Here is a 16698-nt window from a genome sequence, read left to right as displayed (position 1 = left end):
CGGGAGGGGGTTGCTCGGTGCAGCGCATTCAGCCTGCATCATCGTCACGGTAAAGTAACGCCGGTTTTACTGTGTCGTGACTCACATCACGGAATGTGCCTGTTTTTCAGGGCTCTGACCTGCGCTTTGACACGAAGAGTCAATAGGTGGTCAAGTACGGGCAGGTTTGTGTCACTCGTCTCCCAGTGCGGTTCTGAGTACTCGTACCGATGCGTCCGGATCCGCGAAAGCACAGCATGGGGGTATGAACGCCCAAGGAATCCCCCGACCGCCAGGGGCGCCGCACCACTGTCCCGACTGCCGGGCCGAGCTCATCTCCTCGGCCCGCGCCTGCCCGCGGTGCGGGCTCGGGCTGGTCGGGCCCACAGCGCAACGTCTGTGGTGGATCGACACCGAACTGGTCTCACTGGACCTGCGCAGGCACACGCTGTTGGAGGAGCGGCCCAAGGCGCTGGCCCGGCTGCGCGAGGAGACCCGCGCGGCCGCACCGGTCGCCACCCCCTCGGTGCCCGCCGCACCGGCTCCGGCCCCCGTGGCCGCGGCTCCCCGGCCCGGCGCGCCCACCCGTGAGGTGAGCCGACGCTCGGCGCAGAACGTCATCCTCGGCCTGGGCGCCCTCCTCATCGGGATCGCGGCGCTCGTCTTCGCCGTGTGGACCTGGAGCGACCTGGGCACCGGCGCCCGCGCCACCGTTCTGGGCCTGACCACCCTGACCTTCACCGTGGTGGCCGTGCCGCTCTACCGCCGCGGTCTGCGCTCCACCGCCGAGGCCTTCGGGGTGGTGGCCGCGCTCCTGATGTGCGTGGACGCGCTCGCCCTGTGGTTCCTGTCCGACGGGCTCACCAACGGCCCCGGGTACACGGCGGCCGCCCTGGCGGTGATCGCCGCGCTCCTGGCGCTCTACCCGGTCCTGGTTCCGCTGCGCTCGCCCCGGGTCCTCATGGCGCTGCTCGCCCAACCCGTACCGGTCCTGCTGGTGGCCGCCCAGCCGGACGCGCACCCCGCCTGGTGGTTCACCGCGGTGGGCGCCACCGCGCTCGCCGACGCCATCGCCGTGCACGTCCTCGGTACTCCGCGCCCGGGGGTTCCGGTCCGGACCCTGCGCGCGGCCGCGGTCCTACTGTGGGTGTTCTCCGCCATGTTCGCGGTGCTGACGGGCACCTTCCTGTTCATCGACGACGTCGACCCGTCGCACCGGTGGGCCCTGGCCACCACGTTGTTCCTCGGTGGGACGACCGGGCTGCTCATGGCGCGAGGCCCCGGCCAGAACGCCGACGCGCCCTCGCCGTACTCCGTGGGCGGTCTGGCGGCCCTGGCCCTGCTTCCCCTGGCCGCGGGGCCCTCGACCCTTCCGGCGCTCCCCCGGGTGACCGTCTCGCCGTGGAGCGTGTCCCCGGCGCAGATGGCCGCCCCGGCTCCGGCTCCGCCCCACCACGCGGCCCTCTACCTGACCGGGATCGTGGTGGCGGCGCTCCTGGCGCTGGGCGCGGTGTGGCTGCTGCGCCGCCGTTCGTCGTTCGTCATCGCGGTACTCCTGGCCCCGGCCACGCTCCTGGTCGTGCCCGCCCTCCTCGGGATGTCCTGGACGATCACCGTGGTGTGGGCGCTGCTGATCGGTGCCGCGCTGGTCCTGAGCGCCGGAGTGGCGCCGCGCGGACTGAGCACGACACCGGTACTGGTCGGATCCGCCACCCTGTTCACCGGCCTGGTGTGGGCGCTGCCGGAGCGGTACACGACCTTGGCCGCGCTGCTGCTGCTCGTGGTCACCGCCCTGATCGCCGCCGCCGGGGCCCGTCGGTTCGCCGAGCCGGGCCCACGACCGGAACCGGGCGGTCGGGTCGCCGGACTGTACATGGGCGCGATTCTGCCGTGGGCGTTGGTCCTCCTGACCGGTTCGGTCTTCGTGCTGGTCAACCGGGGCGCTCCCGGAACCGAACAGGCCCAATGGTGGCTGTTGACCGCCACGGTGGTCCTGACGGGGGCGACGGCGCTGCTGCTGAGTCGAGTGGCCACGCCCTCCTCGCTGCCGGCCCCGACCGCACCGGGCCAGACGGACGAACGCGCCGATCTACGCGGAATGTTCGCCGTGGTGGGCCTGCTCGTCCTGCCGGCCGCTCCGTTATCGGCGCTGCCGTCCCAGAACCCGGCCCTGAGGTTGTTCTCGTCCGAACACGCGGCCTGGTCGGCGTCGCCCGGGGTGGTGCGCGAACCCGCCTCCGCCGTGCTGGGGTCGTCCGCACCGGCCGATCCGTTCACCGGGTTCGCGGCGGCCTTGGCCGTCGTGGCGGTGGGTGTGTCGGCCTTGGCGCTGGTCGTGTTCATCGAACGGCGTTGGGCCGCCGCGGGTGTGGCGCTGATCGCCCCGCCCACGCTGGTTCCGCTGCCGGTGTTGGCGGACGCCCCGTTCGCGGTGGCGGTGGTGTGGACCCTGTTGGTCGGCGCCGCGCTGTTGTTGTGCGCGGGTCGGACGCACGGGTCCCTGTCCGTCCGGCTGCTCGGGGCGAGCGGCCTGGCGACCATGTTGACGGGTCTGGCGTGGTCGTCGGTGGAGCGGCACACGATGCTGTCCGCGCTCGTCCTGCTCGCCGCGATCACCCTGGTCTCGGCGCTGTCGGCGCGGCGCCCGTCCGCCGAGGGCGACGCCGCGACGGTCTACCGGCTGACCGTGGTCGTGTGGACCGTGACACTGGTGATCGGCGGCGCCTCCCTGGCGGCCACCGCCTACGATGCCCTCCCGGGCGAGGGCCATGGTCCCTGGTGGCTGTTGGGCGCCACGGGGCTGTTGCTCGGCGCGACCGCGCTGCTGCTCGACGGGGTCGCCTCCCGGGTGTTCGGCGCGGTCGAGAAGCGCACCACGGAGTTCGGCCCGTTCGGGATCTTCGGGCTACTCCTGCTCATCGCCCAACCTCTGGTGGTGGGCCCGGCCGGATCGCCGGCCCTGTCGTTCTTCGCCCCGCGCGGGCTTCCGACCGGGGCGCTGCTGGAACCCGCGCACGAGTTCATCGGCTTGCCCGAGGCCACCACCCTCGCCGGCCCCTCCGTGGCGCTGGGGACGTTGGTCTTCGGTGCCCTGGCGGTGGGCGCGGTACGGCTGTTCCACCAACGCCTGCTCGTGCCCGCGGCTGCGCTGCTCGCGCCGGTGACACTGGTGCCGCTGCCGTTCGCGCTCGGTCTGCCCTTCCTGGTCGCCCTGGTGTGCACCGTGCTGGTGGGAGCGGCCCTGACGGCCGGTTCCGCCCTACCGAACCGGGCGGGGACCGCGTGGGTCGTGTGGTCCACCGGACTGTTCGCCTTCGCCCTGGCCTTCAGTTGGGCGCTGTCGGAGCGCTACTCCGCCGTAGGGGTGTTGCTGGCCTGGGCGGTCGCGGCGTCCGTGGCGTCCTCCCTGGCCCGTGTCAGATCGATCATCGTGGCCTCGACCGCCGCGGCGACCTTCGGCACCGGAGCGTTCGCCCTGGCGCTGCTCATGTCCTTGGGGCTCTGGGCCGAGTACGCCGCCTTCGGTCCCCTGTTGGTGGTCGCCGCCGTGGCGGCCGCGGCCCCGCGCCTGCGTTCGCCCCTGTCGGAGGCCACCGAGGTCCCGGCCGCCGTGTGGGCGGTGATCGCCCTGGCCATCACCATGGGCGCGGGATCCCGACTGGAACTGGTCGCGCTCGCCCTGGCGGTGGTCGGGGTGATCGGTCTGGCCTGCGCGGTGCGCCCCGGCCGCCGGTGGGTGGCACCGGTCGGCGGATTGTTGATGTTCTGTGCGATGTGGACGGCGCTGGCGGCCTGGGACGTCACCGTTCCCGAGGCCTATACGGTGCCGCCCGCACTCGCCTTCCTGGTGGTCGGCTGGGAGTGGGAGCGCCGGGCCGAGGTGAAGCCCTCCAGCCTGCTCTCCTACGGCGGTGGACTGTTGTTGCTCCTCGGTCCCACGGTCTGGCTCGCGATCGACGGCCAGGACCTGGGGTGGCGGGTCCCCGCAGTACTCGTGGTGGGTGTGGCCATGGCCGTGTGGGGCTTGAGGTCCCGTCTCCAGGCACAGCTGTTGCTCGGCGGAGGGGCACTGCTGGTGGTGTCCCTTCGGGCCTTCGGTCCGCCGCTGTGGGACCTGACCCTGCTGCTGCCCAACTGGGTGCCGTTCGCGGTGGTCGGCCTGCTGCTGCTCCTGATCGGCGCGCGCTACGAGGCGAACCTGAACCGATTGCGCCGGATCGGTCGGTACGTAGGTGCCCTGCGCTGACCACCGCCCACAGGTGTGGCCCCCGCCGATTCGGCGGGGGCCACATGGTTCGTCGGGTCAGCTCTCCAGCATCTCGGTGACCAGGGCGGCGATCGGGGAACGCTCCGACCGGTTCAGGGTGACGTGGGCGAACAACGGGTGGCCCTTGAGCTTCTCGATGACGGCGACCACCCCGTCGTGGCGGCCCACCCGCAGGTTGTCGCGCTGGGCGATGTCGTGGGTGAGCACCACCCGGGAGTTCTCCCCGAGTCGGGACAACACCGTCAGCAGGACCCCGCGTTCGAGGGACTGCGCCTCGTCCACGATCACGAACGCGTCGTGCAGGGACCGACCCCGGATGTGGGTGAGCGGCAGGACCTCCAACATCCCGCGGTCCACGATCTCCTCGATGACGTCCTCGCTGGTCACCGCGGACAGCGTGTCATGCACCGCCTGGCCCCAGGGCGTCATCTTGTCGTTCTCGGTGCCGGGCAGGTAGCCCAGGTCCTGGCCGCCCACCGCGTACAGCGGGCGGAACACCATCACCTTGCGGTGCTGGCCGCGTTCCAGGACGGCCTCCAGACCGGCGCACAGCGCGAGCGCGGACTTGCCGGTACCGGCACGACCACCGAGCGAGACGATGCCGACGTCGGGGTCGGTGAGCAGGTCGAGGGCGATCCGCTGCTCGGCGCTTCGGCCCTTCAGACCGAACACGTCCTTGTCGCCGCGCACCACCTTCACCGACTTGTCCGCCTGGACCCGGCCGAGCGCCCGGCCCTGTTCGGAGACGAGCACCAGACCGGTGTGGCAGGGCAGTTCCCTGGCCTCCTCGATCTCGCTGTCCCCCTGGGAGAACAGCTCCTGGATGTTGGCGGCGGGCACGTCCAGCTCCGACATCCCGGTCCAGCCGTGCTCGATGGCGAGCTCTGCCCGGTACTCGTCGGCCTGCAGACCGATGGAGGAGGCCTTGATCCGCATCGGCAGATCCTTGCTCACCAGGACGACGGCGTCCTCTTCCTCATGCTCCTCCTGGAGGTTGCGCGCCACCGTCAGGATCCGGGTGTCGTTGTCGCCGAGCCGGAAGCCCGCCGGCAGGATCGTCGGATCGCTGTGGTTGAGCTCCACCCGGAGTGTGCCGCCGTATTCGTTCACCGGGACGGCGACGTCCAAACGGCCGTGGGCGACCCGCAGGTCGTCCAGGCGGCGCAGCGCGCCGCGTGCGAAGTACCCGAGCTCCGGGTGGTGACGCTTGCTCTCCAACTCGGTGATCACCACCACGGGGATGACGACCTCGTGCTCGGCGAACCGGCTCATGGCCACCGGATCGGCGAGCAGGACACTGGTGTCGAGCACGTAGACGCGCGTACCCTCTACCGCCTGAGGGGCGGTCGGGGACTGGGTGTCACGGCGATCGGTCGAGGAACTAGCCACTCGTTCTCCCCTTGGGCACCGCGAGGGCGCCCTACTGTCACGGGATCATGGAGGACCGGGACCAGGCCCACGAGGGCCGGGTCCGGCCCTCCTCGTCGACATCCCGCCAGGGCGGAGAAGATCAATGAGCCGGGGCCTCCCGAACGGATGGGCGAACGCCATCCGCTGTCATCGACGCTACGCGCCCCAGAGCCCGTTTTCCAGGGCCCGAGCCGACCTCCCCATGAACTCCTCGTTACGAGAGGTTGGTGGGAGGGCCGACGGGGGTCAGGAGCCGAAGCGCCGATTGCGCGCGCCGTAGGAGCGCAGGGCACGCAGGAAGTCCACTCTGCGGAAGGCAGGCCAGAAGACCTCGCAGAAGTAGAACTCCGAGTGAACGCTCTGCCACAGCATGAAACCCGACAGACGCTGTTCACCCGAGGTGCGGATGAGCAGGTCGGGGTCGGGTTGTCCACGCGTGTAGATGTGCCGTGCGATGTCCTCGATGTCCAGGCGCTCTGCCAGCTCCTGGATATCGGTGCCCTTGGCCGCCTCCTCGTGGAGGAGGGACCGAACCGCATCGGCAATCTCACGCCTACCCCCATACCCGACGGCGACGTTGACAACCAGACCCGGGTTTCCGGATGTGGCCTCCTCCGCCTCCTTCAGGGCACGAGCGGTCGAATCAGGCAGGACGTCGAGAGCCCCGACGGGGCGGGTGTTCCACCCCTCCTCGCGCAGCCGGGCGATGGTCTGCTCGATGATGCGCACGAGCGGACCGAGCTCGGCCTCGTCCCGGGTGAGGTTGTCCGTGGACAGCATCCACAGGGTGACGACCTGCACACCGATCTCGTTGCACCAGCCGAGCACCTCGAAGATCTTGTTCGCCCCGGCCTGGTGGCCCTGCTCGGCGCCCGGAAGACCGCTGCTCTTGGCCCAACGCCGGTTTCCGTCCATGGCGACACCGACGTGCCGGGGGATCTCCTGGCTGGTCAGACGGCGTTCCAGCCGCCGCTCGTACAGCCAGTACAGGGGGTCACGGAGCCCCATTGGCGAAACCTCTCAGAGCTGGATCAAAGGACGGCGCACTCCGGCGACGGATATGCCGACGGGGATGGGTCCAGAGTAGTTCGCCCGGGGCGCTCACGTCACGGCGAGCGACTTGCGCACGTGTTTGCGCCCTTGGTGGATGCGGGACTTGACCGTACCCAAGGCCAGATTCAGTTCGGAGGCGATCTCGTTGTAGTCCATTTGGCACAGGTCGCGCAGGACAAGGGGCGCCACCAGGTTGGGGCGGTCCTTCTCCAGCTGGTCCAGGGCCTCCAGCAGGTCGATCCGGGAACCGGCGATCACACTGGTGGTCCGGGGGTCGCTCTGATGCGGCATGCGCTCGGCCTCGGTGGGGAACTCGGCGGAGCGACGCTTCATGGACCGGTAGGTCTGACGTGCGGAGTTGGACACCACGGTGTAGAGCCAAGTGGTGAAGAGGGAGTCGCCCTTGAAGCTGTCGATCTTGCGGGCCACCCGCAGGAGCGCGTCCTGGCAGGCCTCCTCGGCGTCCTGGCGGTAGGGCAGGAACCGGGCGCAGCGGCGCAGTACCTCGGGCTGGATACGACGGAGCAGGTCGTCCAGGGCCACGGCGTCACCCTCCTTGGCCCGGCGCGCGAGATCCTCGAGTTCCTCGTCGACGTTGCTCGCCACCCGGCGGCGGGGGGTGGGGCGCTCCTCGTTGTCCGGTCGGTCACTACTACCCATGGTTCGTCTCTTCCTGGCTGACGACAGACGTCCGTTCGTGAGTTCACACGTCTATTGGACGTCCACGAACCCCGTTCGGCTCCGTTACCTCACTCGACTTCACGCGCCGATCCCGTTAATCCCACGCGGCGTTGTCCCACGAAGGCGGAGAACCCGAAGGGGCTCCTCCAGTCTCCACGCACCGATGGCGTCGGCGCTACCCGGGAACGGGATCATATCCGCGGAAGCCATCGCCAAGGCGCAGATGGTGTATTAGTGGGCAACGAACGCGTATTCACCCCCTACAGACCGAGGCGGAAATGAGCCAACCGGAGGCCTTTGGACGTTACCGCGTCATACGGCGCTTGGGGTCCGGTTCGTTCGCCACCGTCTGGCTGGCCCAGGACGACCTTCTGAACTACCCGGTGGCCATCAAGGTGTTGGCCGAGAACTGGGCGCATCAGATGGACATCCAGTACCGGTTCCTGGAAGAGGCGCGCATCCTGCGTCAGACCGACTCCACCTGGCTGGTGGCGGTGCACGACGTCGACGTACTGCCGGACGGCCGCCCCTACATGGTGATGACCTACGCCGACCAAGGCAGTGTCGCCGACCTCGTCCGTCGAGGTCAACTCCCCTTGGACGAGGCCCTGAGGTTGCTGACCGAGATCGGCCAGGGCATCACCGTGCTGCACAACCACGGCACCATCCACCGCGACATCAAGCCGTCCAACGTGCTGCTCCAGTCCTCCCCCGTCGGTCAGCGGGTGCTCGTCGCCGACCTGGGCTTCGCCAAGTCCATCGACGAGGCCTCCGGGTTCACCGCCGCCGCGGGAACCCCCGGCTACATGTCGCCCGAGCAGAGCATGCCCGGCGGCGACCTGGACGTGCGCTCCGACGTGTACTCGCTGGGCGCGGTCGCCTACGAACTCATGACCGGCCAGTCGCCGCCGCGCCCGCCGGTACGGGCCGCGCCTGGCCGGATCCGGCCAGGCCTGCCTCCCGCACTGGACGAACTGATCCTGGCCGCGCTATCGGTGGACCGCGAGGACCGGCCGAGCGACGCCAAGACCTTCACCGATCGGGTCAGGGCGATCCGTATGTCGCCCGACCTGCCCAAGGCGGCCCCTTGGTGGTCCCTGTCCCGCATGCCCTGGCGGCGGAGCGGCGCCCTCGCCCTCGTCTGCGGGGTGTTCGCCTTCGTCATGACCGCCTCACTCGGATCCCCGGGGATGTCGTTGACCACCGTCCGGCACGCGGCCCAGGACGTGCGCGTGGACGTGCCCTCGGTGTGGGCCCGGGAGTTCCACCCCGACCAGGAGGCGCGACCGGCCGTGGCCGAGGCCGGTGCCGGTCCCGGGCTGCTCGCCGCGACCGACGCCGAACACTGGAACGCCACCGACGAGGAGTCCTACGGGGTGTACGCCACGGTGCTGCCCGGCTCCCCCGACCTGCGCCGGGTGGCCGAGACCGACCCGTGCGCGGGGCAGCCCGAGGAGCGCTCCGTGCGCACCGACCGGTGGGAGGGCATGCTCTGGGAATGGCCAGAGTGCAACGACAACGGTACGTTCACCTCGATCGCGGTGCACCCGCCCGACACCCCGCGCACGGTGTACATGGAGATCCGCCAGCCCGACTACCGGCCGGACGTCGTGGACACCATCATCGACAACGTCCGGCTCCGCTAGCGGCGCTCGGCGGCCTCACCCTGCGAGCTGTGCGAGGAGTTCCTCGACGGTGGTGACGGGGAGCTTGCAGGTGAAGCCCTCGCACACGTAGGCGGTCGCCTTCCCCTCGATCGGCGCGCGGTGCTCCAGCAGGGGCACTCCCCCACTGTCACGTCCGTCGCCTCGGGACAGGACGGTGCCCAGCGGCGCCCAGCGCAGGACCGCGCGGACCATCTCCTCGACGGTCGGATCGCCGATGTCACCGACCACGGCCACGGCGCGCGGCCCGGTCAGCAGGGCCTCCCCGGCGACCAGGCCCCAACCGGCGAAGCGCGGGGCCTTCTCCGCCAGGAGCGGCACCACCGACAGTGCGCCCTCGGCCGCCTCCCGGTGGCGTTCGCTCCCCGTGAGCGCCGCGTAGGTGAGCAGCGCGGACGCGGCGGCGAACCGGCCCGAGGGGGTGGCGTTGTCCGTGGGGTCCTGGGGGCGACTGAACAGCTTCTCCGCGTCGTCCGCGGTGTCGAAGAACCCGCCCTCGTCGTCGCCGAAGTGGTCCAGGACCGTGTCCAGCAGACCGCCGGCCTCCCGCACGTAGCGGGCCTCACCCGTCACCCCGTGCAGGGCGAGCAGCCCCTCGGCCAGGTTCGCGTAGTCCTCCAGCACGCCCGTACCGGGGCCCGGTTCGCCGTCGCGCGAGGTGCGCACCAGGCGTCCGTAGCGCAGGTGGACGTCCAGGAGCAGGTCCACTGCCTCGCGGGCGGCGGTGATCCACTCGGGGCGCCCCAGCAGGGCCCCGGCCTCGGCCAGACCGGCGATCGCCAACCCGTTCCAGGAGGCGACCACCTTGTCGTCGCGGGCCGGCGGCACGCGGTCCGCGCGGGCGGACAGCAGGGCGGCGCGCACCCGGTCGTAGCGTTCGGGGTCGTCGGGGTCGGAGCGCAACTGTAGGACGGAGGAACCACGCTCGAAGGTGCCTTCCTCGGTCACGTCGAAAAGCTCGGCCGCCCACGCGCCGTCCTCCTCGCCCAGGACCTCGCGCAGCCGCTCGGGCGTCCACACGTAATAGGTGCCTTCCTCACCCTCGCTGTCGGCGTCCAAGGCCGAGGCGAACCCGCCCTCGGGGGTGCGCAGGTCGCGCAGCATCCAGTCGGCGGTCTCCTGGGCGGCGCGCAGCAGCAGCTCCTGGTCGGAGTCGGCCCCCGCGTCGCCTTCGGCGGGACGACGACTCAGCCGGGTGTAGGCCCGCAGCAACAGGGCGTTGTCGTACAGCATCTTCTCGAAGTGCGGGACCACCCAGCCCCGATCCACCGAGTAACGGGCGAAGCCCCCGCCGAGCTGGTCGTAGATGCCGCCGCGCGCCATGGCCACGGCGGTGCCGCCCGCCATGAGCGCGGCCGGGGTGGGCTCGTCGGCGGTCTGGAACGGGAAGGTCCGTTCGTGCTGCGCGGTGAGGAACGACAAGAGCATCGACGGCGGGAACTTCGGCTCGTCGCCGTACCCGCCGGAGGTGGCGTCGTAGTCACGGATCAGCGCTTGGACGGCCAGGTCCAGGTCGGCGGCGGTCGGCGGCGGCGAGGACGCCAGGCGACGTGGTGCGCTCAGCGCGTCCACCACGCGTCGCCCCTGCTCCACGAGGTCGACCCGCTTGTGCCGCCAGGCCGAGGTGATCCCCTGGAGCAGCCGCTGGAAGTGCTCGCGCGGGAAGTACGTGCCGCAGTAGAAGGGCGCCCCGTCGGGGGTGGCGAACACCGTCATCGGCCAGCCGCCCTGGCCGGTCATGGCCTGGGTGGCCTCCATGTACACCGCGTCGACGTCGGGGCGTTCCTCACGGTCGACCTTGATGTTGACGAAGAGGGTGTTCATCAGGTCCGCGGTCGCGGGGTCCTCGAAGGACTCGTGGGCCATGACGTGGCACCAGTGGCAGGCCGAATATCCGACCGAGATGAGGAGGGGGACGTCGCGGCGGCGGGCCTCGGCGAAGGCCTCCTCACCCCAGGGCCACCAATCCACGGGGTTGTCGGCGTGCTGCAACAGGTACGGGCTGGTCGCGTCGCTCAGGCGGTTGGGCATGTATCCCACTCTGCCGGCCCTCGTCCGACGGGTCAGGTCCCCACCCGGGCCAGGTACACGCGGGGCGCCGTCCCCTTCCAGCGTTTGAACGCCGTGGTGAAGCTCGGGGTGTTGCGGTAACCGAGCCGGCGTCCGGTCTCCTCGACCGTGCATCCCGCGGCGAGCAGTTCCTCCGACAACCCTTCACGGACCTCGTCCAACAGCACGCGGTAGGAGGTGCCCTCGGCCACGAGCCGCCGGCGCAACGTCCGTGAGCTGACGTGCAGTCGCCCGGCCACCACCTCGATGTCGGGGACGTCCGGGAACCCGGACATCAGGTGACCGCGGACCAGTCCGGCCACCCCGGAACGTCCGTACCTCTCCCCCAGCAGCCGCCGGCACTGTTCCTCGCCCAGGGCGACGGTGTGCGCGTCGGCGCGCGGCAGCGGCCGGTCGAGTTCCACCGCGTCCAGGACCAAGGCGTCCTCCTCTGCGTCGAAGCGGACGCGTGGGCCCAACAGCCTCGTGTAGGGCTCCGGGTCGGTGGGCGGGCGACCCCTCAAACGCACCTCGGGAAGTTGCTCCTCCGCCAGCCCGAGCTCACGACCGAACGCGATGATCGAGGCCAGTTCCCGGTGGACGAAGAAGCGCCGGACGTCCTCGGGCAGGTGTCCGGACCGCAACAGCAGGCGTGACCGGCCGCCACCCTCGACCACCCTCATGTCACAGAAGGCCCAGGTCAACGCGAGGTAGCGCAGCCCCACGCCGATCGCCGAGCGCAGATCGGGGCTGCCGGAGATCGCGAACCCCCAGATGCCGTGCGTGGTGAGGTGATAGCGGGAACCGGCGAGCACCGGCAGCGCCTCGACGGTCGGGAGCGCGTCGAGCAGGTTCCGGACGATCCGTGTCTCCTGCTCCGCGGTGACCAGGGTGTGCGGGTCCTCCAGGTCGGCCAGGGCGATGCGGGTTCCATGGAGGACGGTGCCCTTGGACACCGAGTGTTCCCCGCCCAGCCGCACCAGCAGTAGGGCGCTGGCCGGACCGCGCGGCAGGTCCCACCGATGCACCGGCATTCCCTCCTCCGTCCATACGCGTGTCCGAAAATGTTAACTCCCTGGCCGGAGGAAGAGTGTCCCAGCCCACACCCTGGTTCCTAGGGTGCCGTGAGAAGAGCGGTTCCGAGGAGCGGAGAACGAGGATGAGCACCGGTCACACCGAGGACACCCTGGCCGACATCGGCGCGCGGGGCGTACCCGAGTTCGAGGGGGTGCATGACGTCTGGCCGCGCGGAGAACGACTGAGCGCGGTCAAGGAGGCCGCCCACGCGTACAAGGAACGCTTCAAGTCCCAGGGCACGGTGCGCGCGGTGCGATCGGTGGACATCGCCGCGGCCCCCTATCCGGTCGCGTTCGCCTTCAACAACGCCGTGTCGGTACCGACCCTGCCGATGATCGCGATGATCAACCGCATGGTGGTGGTGCAGTACGACGATTGGGAGGGGCGTCCGCGCACCCTGGTGTTCGAACCGACCGTTCCGGACGGTTCGGCGGAGGCCCCGTTCTACCACCACCTCCAGGAGCTGATGCGCAGGATCCCGGGTGGGACCCGGCTGGCCGAGGCCTTCCTGCTCAAGTACTACAACGAGCCGGCGGACGCGCTGACCAAGCTCGGGCTCGCCCCGGAGGACATCGACTTCTGCACCTTCGACCACCTGCACGTCCAGGACCCCCGGATGATCCTCGGGTCGAGCCGGGTGATCCCCGGCGAGAGTCGCCCGCGCCCGCCCCTCTTCGGTTCGGCGCGGATGTTGGTGCACTCCCGTGAACTGGCCACCTTGGAGTCCCTGCACCCGATGCAGTGGGCGTGGTACGTGGAGGACGGGCTCAGCGGCGTGGACCGGTCGTCGTTCGTGACCTTCGACGGGGACGTCGAACTCGGTCCGGGCGTCACCTTGCTGTGGACGCCCGGGCACACGGACGGAAACCACTCTCTGCTGCTCAACACCCCCGACGGTGTGTGGGTCTCCTCCGAGAACGGCATCGCTCTGGACAACTGGCAACCAGAGTTGTCGAAGATCCCCGGAGTGCGCGGGTACCACCGGCGCTACGGCCGGGAGATCTGTCCGAACGCCAACACCCTCGAAGACTCGCTCGACCAGTACGACTCGATGGTCAAGGAGAAGATCCTCGCGGACCCGTGCCGTCGGGACCCGCGTTGGCTACAGATCCTCCCCTCGACGGAACTCGCACCGTGGAAGCGGTTCTGGCCGGTGATGCCGACGTTCGCGCATGGAGGCGTCTCCTACGGCGAACTCCGTGGGGGCGAGGCACGATGACGGTGAGGTCAGGGCCCGCAGGTGCCGTGGTCACCGGCGCGGGGCGCGGGCTGGGGCGGGAGATCGCCGCGCTGCTGGTGGAGCGCGGGTACACGGTGCTGATCACCGACGTCGACGGGGAAGCCGCCGCGGCCACCGCCGCGGACCTTGGCCCGCGCGCCACATCGATGCGGGTGGACGTTCGGGAAGAGGCCGAGGTCGTCGCGGCGGGCGACGAGATCCTGGCCCGCGCCGGACGACTGGACGTGTGGGTGAACAACGCTGGGGTGCTGGTCACCGGACCGGCGTGGGAACAGGACGAGGCGACCCGGTCCCTGCTGTTCGGCGTCAACGGCCTGGGCACCGTGAACGGCACCGTGACGGCGATCCGGACCATGCTCGGACGGGGAGGAGGCCACATCGTCAACATCGTGTCCCTGGCCGGGATCACCGCCGTGCCCGGCGAGGCCGTGTACGCCGGGTCCAAGCACGCCGCCATCGGCTTCAGCCTCAGCACCCTCGCCGACCTACGACTGGCACGGGTGCGCGACATCGACGTCTCGTGCGTGTGCCCGGACGGGATCTGGACGCCGATGCTGCACGACAAACTCCACGACCCCGAATCGGCGCTGTCCTTCTCGGGCAGGCTGCTGCGGCCGGCGGAGGTGGTCAGGGCCGTCGGCCGCGTCCTCGACCGGCCTCGTCCCGTGACGATCCTGCCTCGATGGCGGGGATGGCAGTCCCGGCTCGCCGACGCCCTGCCCGGGTTCGGGCTGTGGGCACTACCGATGGCGGTGGCCATGGGACGGAGCACCCAACGCAGGATGCTCCGATCCCTGAAGAACTAGTGCCGCGACGGGGTGAACCCTGGCCGACGCGGCGCTAACCCTTGTCCGTACCGCTGTCGGCCTTGTCCGAACCGGAGGCCTCGACCTTCGTGGTGTCGGTCTCGGCGGCCTCGTCGGACTCGCTCGCGTAGATGTTCGGCCCGGACGGCTTCTCTCCGGCCTCCTCGGCGCGCTCCGAGACACCCTCCAGCTTGCCCGTCATGTTGCGCATGAGGAAGAACAGGGCCACACCGATCGCGAAGATGGCGAGGAAGCCCATGACGCCGGGCGTGACCGTGTCCTTGTCCAAGGAGAAGCTGTCGGCGAGCACCATCGTGGACGCGAGAAGGGTGTTCATGTCGTTCATACTCTCATTGCTTCCCGGACCCCCGCGAAGAGGTCCTTCTCCGGGACCTCGGTGTCCACGAGGGACCGGACCAGGTGGTAGTCCTCGGTCGGCCAGGCCTCGGCCACGATCTCGTTGGGCACCGCGAACCAGAACCCGTTCGGATCGATCTGGGTGGCGTGGGCCCGCAGGGCGTCGTGCGCGACGTCGAAGTACTCACCGCAGTGCACCCGAGTGGTGATCTCCCAGCGACGGCGGTCGCCGTCCTTGATCCGCGCGGCCCAGTCCTCGAAGGGGTTCTCCAGGCCGCGTTCGGTCAGGACCTCGGCGAGCGCGTCGAAGCGCTCGGGCGGGAAGCCCACGAAGTAGTACAGCTTGAGGGGCTGCCACGGGTCTCCGGTGCCCGGGTAGGCGTCCGGTTCGGGCGCGGCGTCGAAGGCGTGCATCGACACCTTGTGGGTCATGATGTGGTCGGGGTGCGGGTAACCGCCGTTCTCGTCGTAGGTGAGGATCACGTGCGGGCGGAACCGGCGGATCGCCTCGACCAGAGGGGCCGCGGCCTCCTCCACCGGAAGGGTGGCGAAACACCCCTCGGGCAGGGGCGGCAGTGGGTCGCCCTCGGGCAGACCCGAGTCGACGAAACCGGCGAACTCCTGCTCGATCCCCAGGATCTCGCGGGCCCGGTTCATCTCCTGACGGCGTACCTCGGTGATGTTCTCCCGGATCTCCGGGCGTTCCATCGCGGGGTTGAGGATGTCGCCGCGTTCACCACCGGTCATGGTGACGACCAGCACTTCCGCGCCCTCTTGGACGTAGCGCGCCATGGTGGCGGCACCCTTGCTGGACTCGTCATCGGGATGGGCATGGACGGCCATAAGCCGCAGGCGCTCGGACAACGAAGGATTCTCCTTGGCTCGGTCGACGACCTGGACGACCTCTGGTCAGGGGCACGGCCGTGCCCCCGGTGGTCCACGACGTCGTACGACTCACGTGCGGGCCGCGTAGGGGGGCTGTCAGGTCGGGGATATCTTAGACAACACCATCCCCTCGCTCGGAGATTCCCAATGTCAGCGACCCCGGAAGATGATGCCGTGAACAGTGCCGACACAGCTCCAGCGCTCCGTAAGCGCCACGGCAACGGGCCCGTCTTCTTCATCGTCGGCACCATCTTCGCGGTGGCGGTCACCTTCGGTTGGGGATTCTCCGTGATGAGCTACAACGGGTTGGGCGGTGGCGTGTACCACCAGGTGGTGACGGTCACGGCGCCATCGGCCGACGAGGCGCGGATCTCCTTCGAGGTGAACAGCAAGGACGGCGCCGAGTGCCTGCTGCGCGCGTTGGACGAGCAGATGGTCGAGGTGGGTACGAGCAGGGTCGAGGTCGAGGCCGGTAACCGGATGGTCGAGGCGAGCATCGAGACGGTTCGTGAGGCCGGCACGGTAGAAGTGGCCTCTTGCAGGGAACAAGGTTCGCAAGACTGATCGACCGAGTCCTCCCCGGCCGGGTACCCAGGAGCGGGGCGGAACCCCGAGAGCACGGACACCGGGCGCCTGATCGCGCTCGGTGATATTCTCGTAAGTTCAGCTCTGGCCGCCTGGTGGCCTTTGCTACTAGTACACAAGGAGTTCCCGTGACCCAGACCCGCGATGACAACGCCACCTGGCTCACCCAGGATGCGTACGACCGGCTCAAGACCGAGCTGGACCACCTGTCGGGGCGTGGGCGCATCGAGATCGCGGAGAAGATCGAGGACGCCCGAGAGGAGGGCGACCTCAAGGAGAACGGCGGATACCACGCCGCCAAGGAGGAGCAGGGCAAGATGGAGGCCCGCATCCTCCAGCTCACCGAGATCCTGCGCACCGCGAGGGTCGGCGAAACGCCCCGTACCGAGGGCGTGGTCGGACCCGGCATGACCGTCACCATCATGTTCGAGGGTGACGACGAGGAGGTCACTTTCCTGCTCGCTTCCAGGGAGGAGAGTGGGTCCCCCATCGACGTGTACTCCCCCAAGTCCCCGCTGGGTTCGGCGATCAACGGCAAGCGTGTGGGCGAGACCGTCAGCTACGCGCTCCCCAACGGCAAGAGCCTCGGTGTGGAGATCATCGGAGCGGTGCCCTACGGCATGTGAAACGTCCGGTCGTCGCACG

General features: G+C 69.8%; 13 protein-coding genes. 6 read left to right on the top strand and 7 right to left on the bottom strand.

All coding sequences use genetic code 11. From position 1 onward, the window contains the following. The first annotated feature begins 244 nt into the window (after positions 1–244). A complete protein-coding gene (locus tag ACWGKS_RS02525; RefSeq protein ID WP_358508791.1) occupies positions 245–4225 on the top strand; it encodes an SCO7613 C-terminal domain-containing membrane protein in 3981 nt (1326 codons plus the stop codon). Between the two features lie 57 nt (positions 4226–4282). Here ACWGKS_RS02525 and ACWGKS_RS02520 read toward each other — a convergent pair whose 3' ends face one another. The 3 genes from ACWGKS_RS02520 to ACWGKS_RS02510 form a co-directional block, all read right to left on the bottom strand. Next, the gene (locus ACWGKS_RS02520) at positions 4283–5635 is read right to left on the bottom strand and encodes a PhoH family protein (protein ID WP_358508793.1); all 1353 of its coding nucleotides are present in this window, start codon (positions 5633–5635) and stop codon (positions 4283–4285) included. A 267-nt stretch (positions 5636–5902) separates the two neighbouring features. Further along, positions 5903–6664, bottom strand: a complete 762-nt coding sequence (locus ACWGKS_RS02515; protein WP_067606920.1) for an isoprenyl transferase — start codon at positions 6662–6664, stop codon at positions 5903–5905. A 93-nt stretch (positions 6665–6757) separates the two neighbouring features. Further along, positions 6758–7369: an RNA polymerase sigma factor gene (locus tag ACWGKS_RS02510; RefSeq protein WP_358508795.1), complete on the bottom strand. Its 612-nt coding sequence runs from the start codon at positions 7367–7369 to the stop codon at positions 6758–6760. 299 nt (positions 7370–7668) lie between these two features. Here ACWGKS_RS02510 and ACWGKS_RS02505 point away from each other — a divergent pair, with 299 nt between their 5' ends. Then, on the top strand, positions 7669–9036 hold the full coding sequence (locus ACWGKS_RS02505; RefSeq protein ID WP_358508797.1) for a serine/threonine-protein kinase: 1368 nt from the start codon (positions 7669–7671) through the stop codon (positions 9034–9036). A gap of 15 nt (positions 9037–9051) precedes the next feature. On the opposite strand, the gene ACWGKS_RS02500 is transcribed toward ACWGKS_RS02505, so the two are convergent. Together ACWGKS_RS02500 and ACWGKS_RS02495 are read right to left on the bottom strand one after the other, a co-directional pair. Further along, positions 9052–11085 (bottom strand): thioredoxin domain-containing protein, encoded by a 2034-nt coding sequence (locus ACWGKS_RS02500; protein WP_358508799.1) that lies wholly within the window; start codon positions 11083–11085, stop codon positions 9052–9054. Between the two features lie 32 nt (positions 11086–11117). Further along, a complete protein-coding gene (locus tag ACWGKS_RS02495; protein WP_358508801.1) occupies positions 11118–12137 on the bottom strand; it encodes an AraC family transcriptional regulator in 1020 nt (339 codons plus the stop codon). Positions 12138–12262: 125 nt separating this feature from the next. On the opposite strand from ACWGKS_RS02495, the gene ACWGKS_RS02490 reads away from it, so the two are divergent. Continuing rightward, positions 12263–13399: an MBL fold metallo-hydrolase gene (locus ACWGKS_RS02490; protein ID WP_358508803.1), complete on the top strand. Its 1137-nt coding sequence runs from the start codon at positions 12263–12265 to the stop codon at positions 13397–13399. Beyond that, complete coding sequence (locus tag ACWGKS_RS02485) at positions 13396–14226, top strand: SDR family oxidoreductase (protein ID WP_358508805.1); 831 nt, start codon at positions 13396–13398, stop codon at positions 14224–14226. The genes ACWGKS_RS02490 and ACWGKS_RS02485 overlap by 4 nt, the downstream gene beginning before the upstream one ends. 34 nt (positions 14227–14260) lie before the next feature. Here the strand turns inward: ACWGKS_RS02485 and ACWGKS_RS02480 are convergent, their stop codons facing one another. Both ACWGKS_RS02480 and mca read right to left on the bottom strand, forming a co-directional pair. After that, a complete protein-coding gene (locus ACWGKS_RS02480; protein ID WP_358508807.1) occupies positions 14261–14563 on the bottom strand; it encodes a hypothetical protein in 303 nt (100 codons plus the stop codon). Positions 14564–14568: 5 nt separating this feature from the next. After that, the gene (mca, locus tag ACWGKS_RS02475; protein WP_358508809.1) at positions 14569–15447 is read right to left on the bottom strand and encodes a mycothiol conjugate amidase Mca; all 879 of its coding nucleotides are present in this window, start codon (positions 15445–15447) and stop codon (positions 14569–14571) included. 168 nt (positions 15448–15615) lie between these two features. On the opposite strand from mca, the gene ACWGKS_RS02470 reads away from it, so the two are divergent. Together ACWGKS_RS02470 and greA are read left to right on the top strand one after the other, a co-directional pair. Next, positions 15616–16032 (top strand): DUF4307 domain-containing protein, encoded by a 417-nt coding sequence (locus tag ACWGKS_RS02470; protein ID WP_358508811.1) that lies wholly within the window; start codon positions 15616–15618, stop codon positions 16030–16032. 149 nt (positions 16033–16181) lie between these two features. After that, complete coding sequence (greA, locus tag ACWGKS_RS02465; protein ID WP_358508813.1) at positions 16182–16679, top strand: transcription elongation factor GreA; 498 nt, start codon at positions 16182–16184, stop codon at positions 16677–16679. The last annotated feature ends 19 nt before the right edge of the window (positions 16680–16698 follow it).

The organism is Nocardiopsis sp. NPDC055879 (assembly GCF_053615935.1).
Note: the sequence above shows the minus strand (reverse complement) of the source record. Positions and strands in the feature narration are given on the sequence as shown.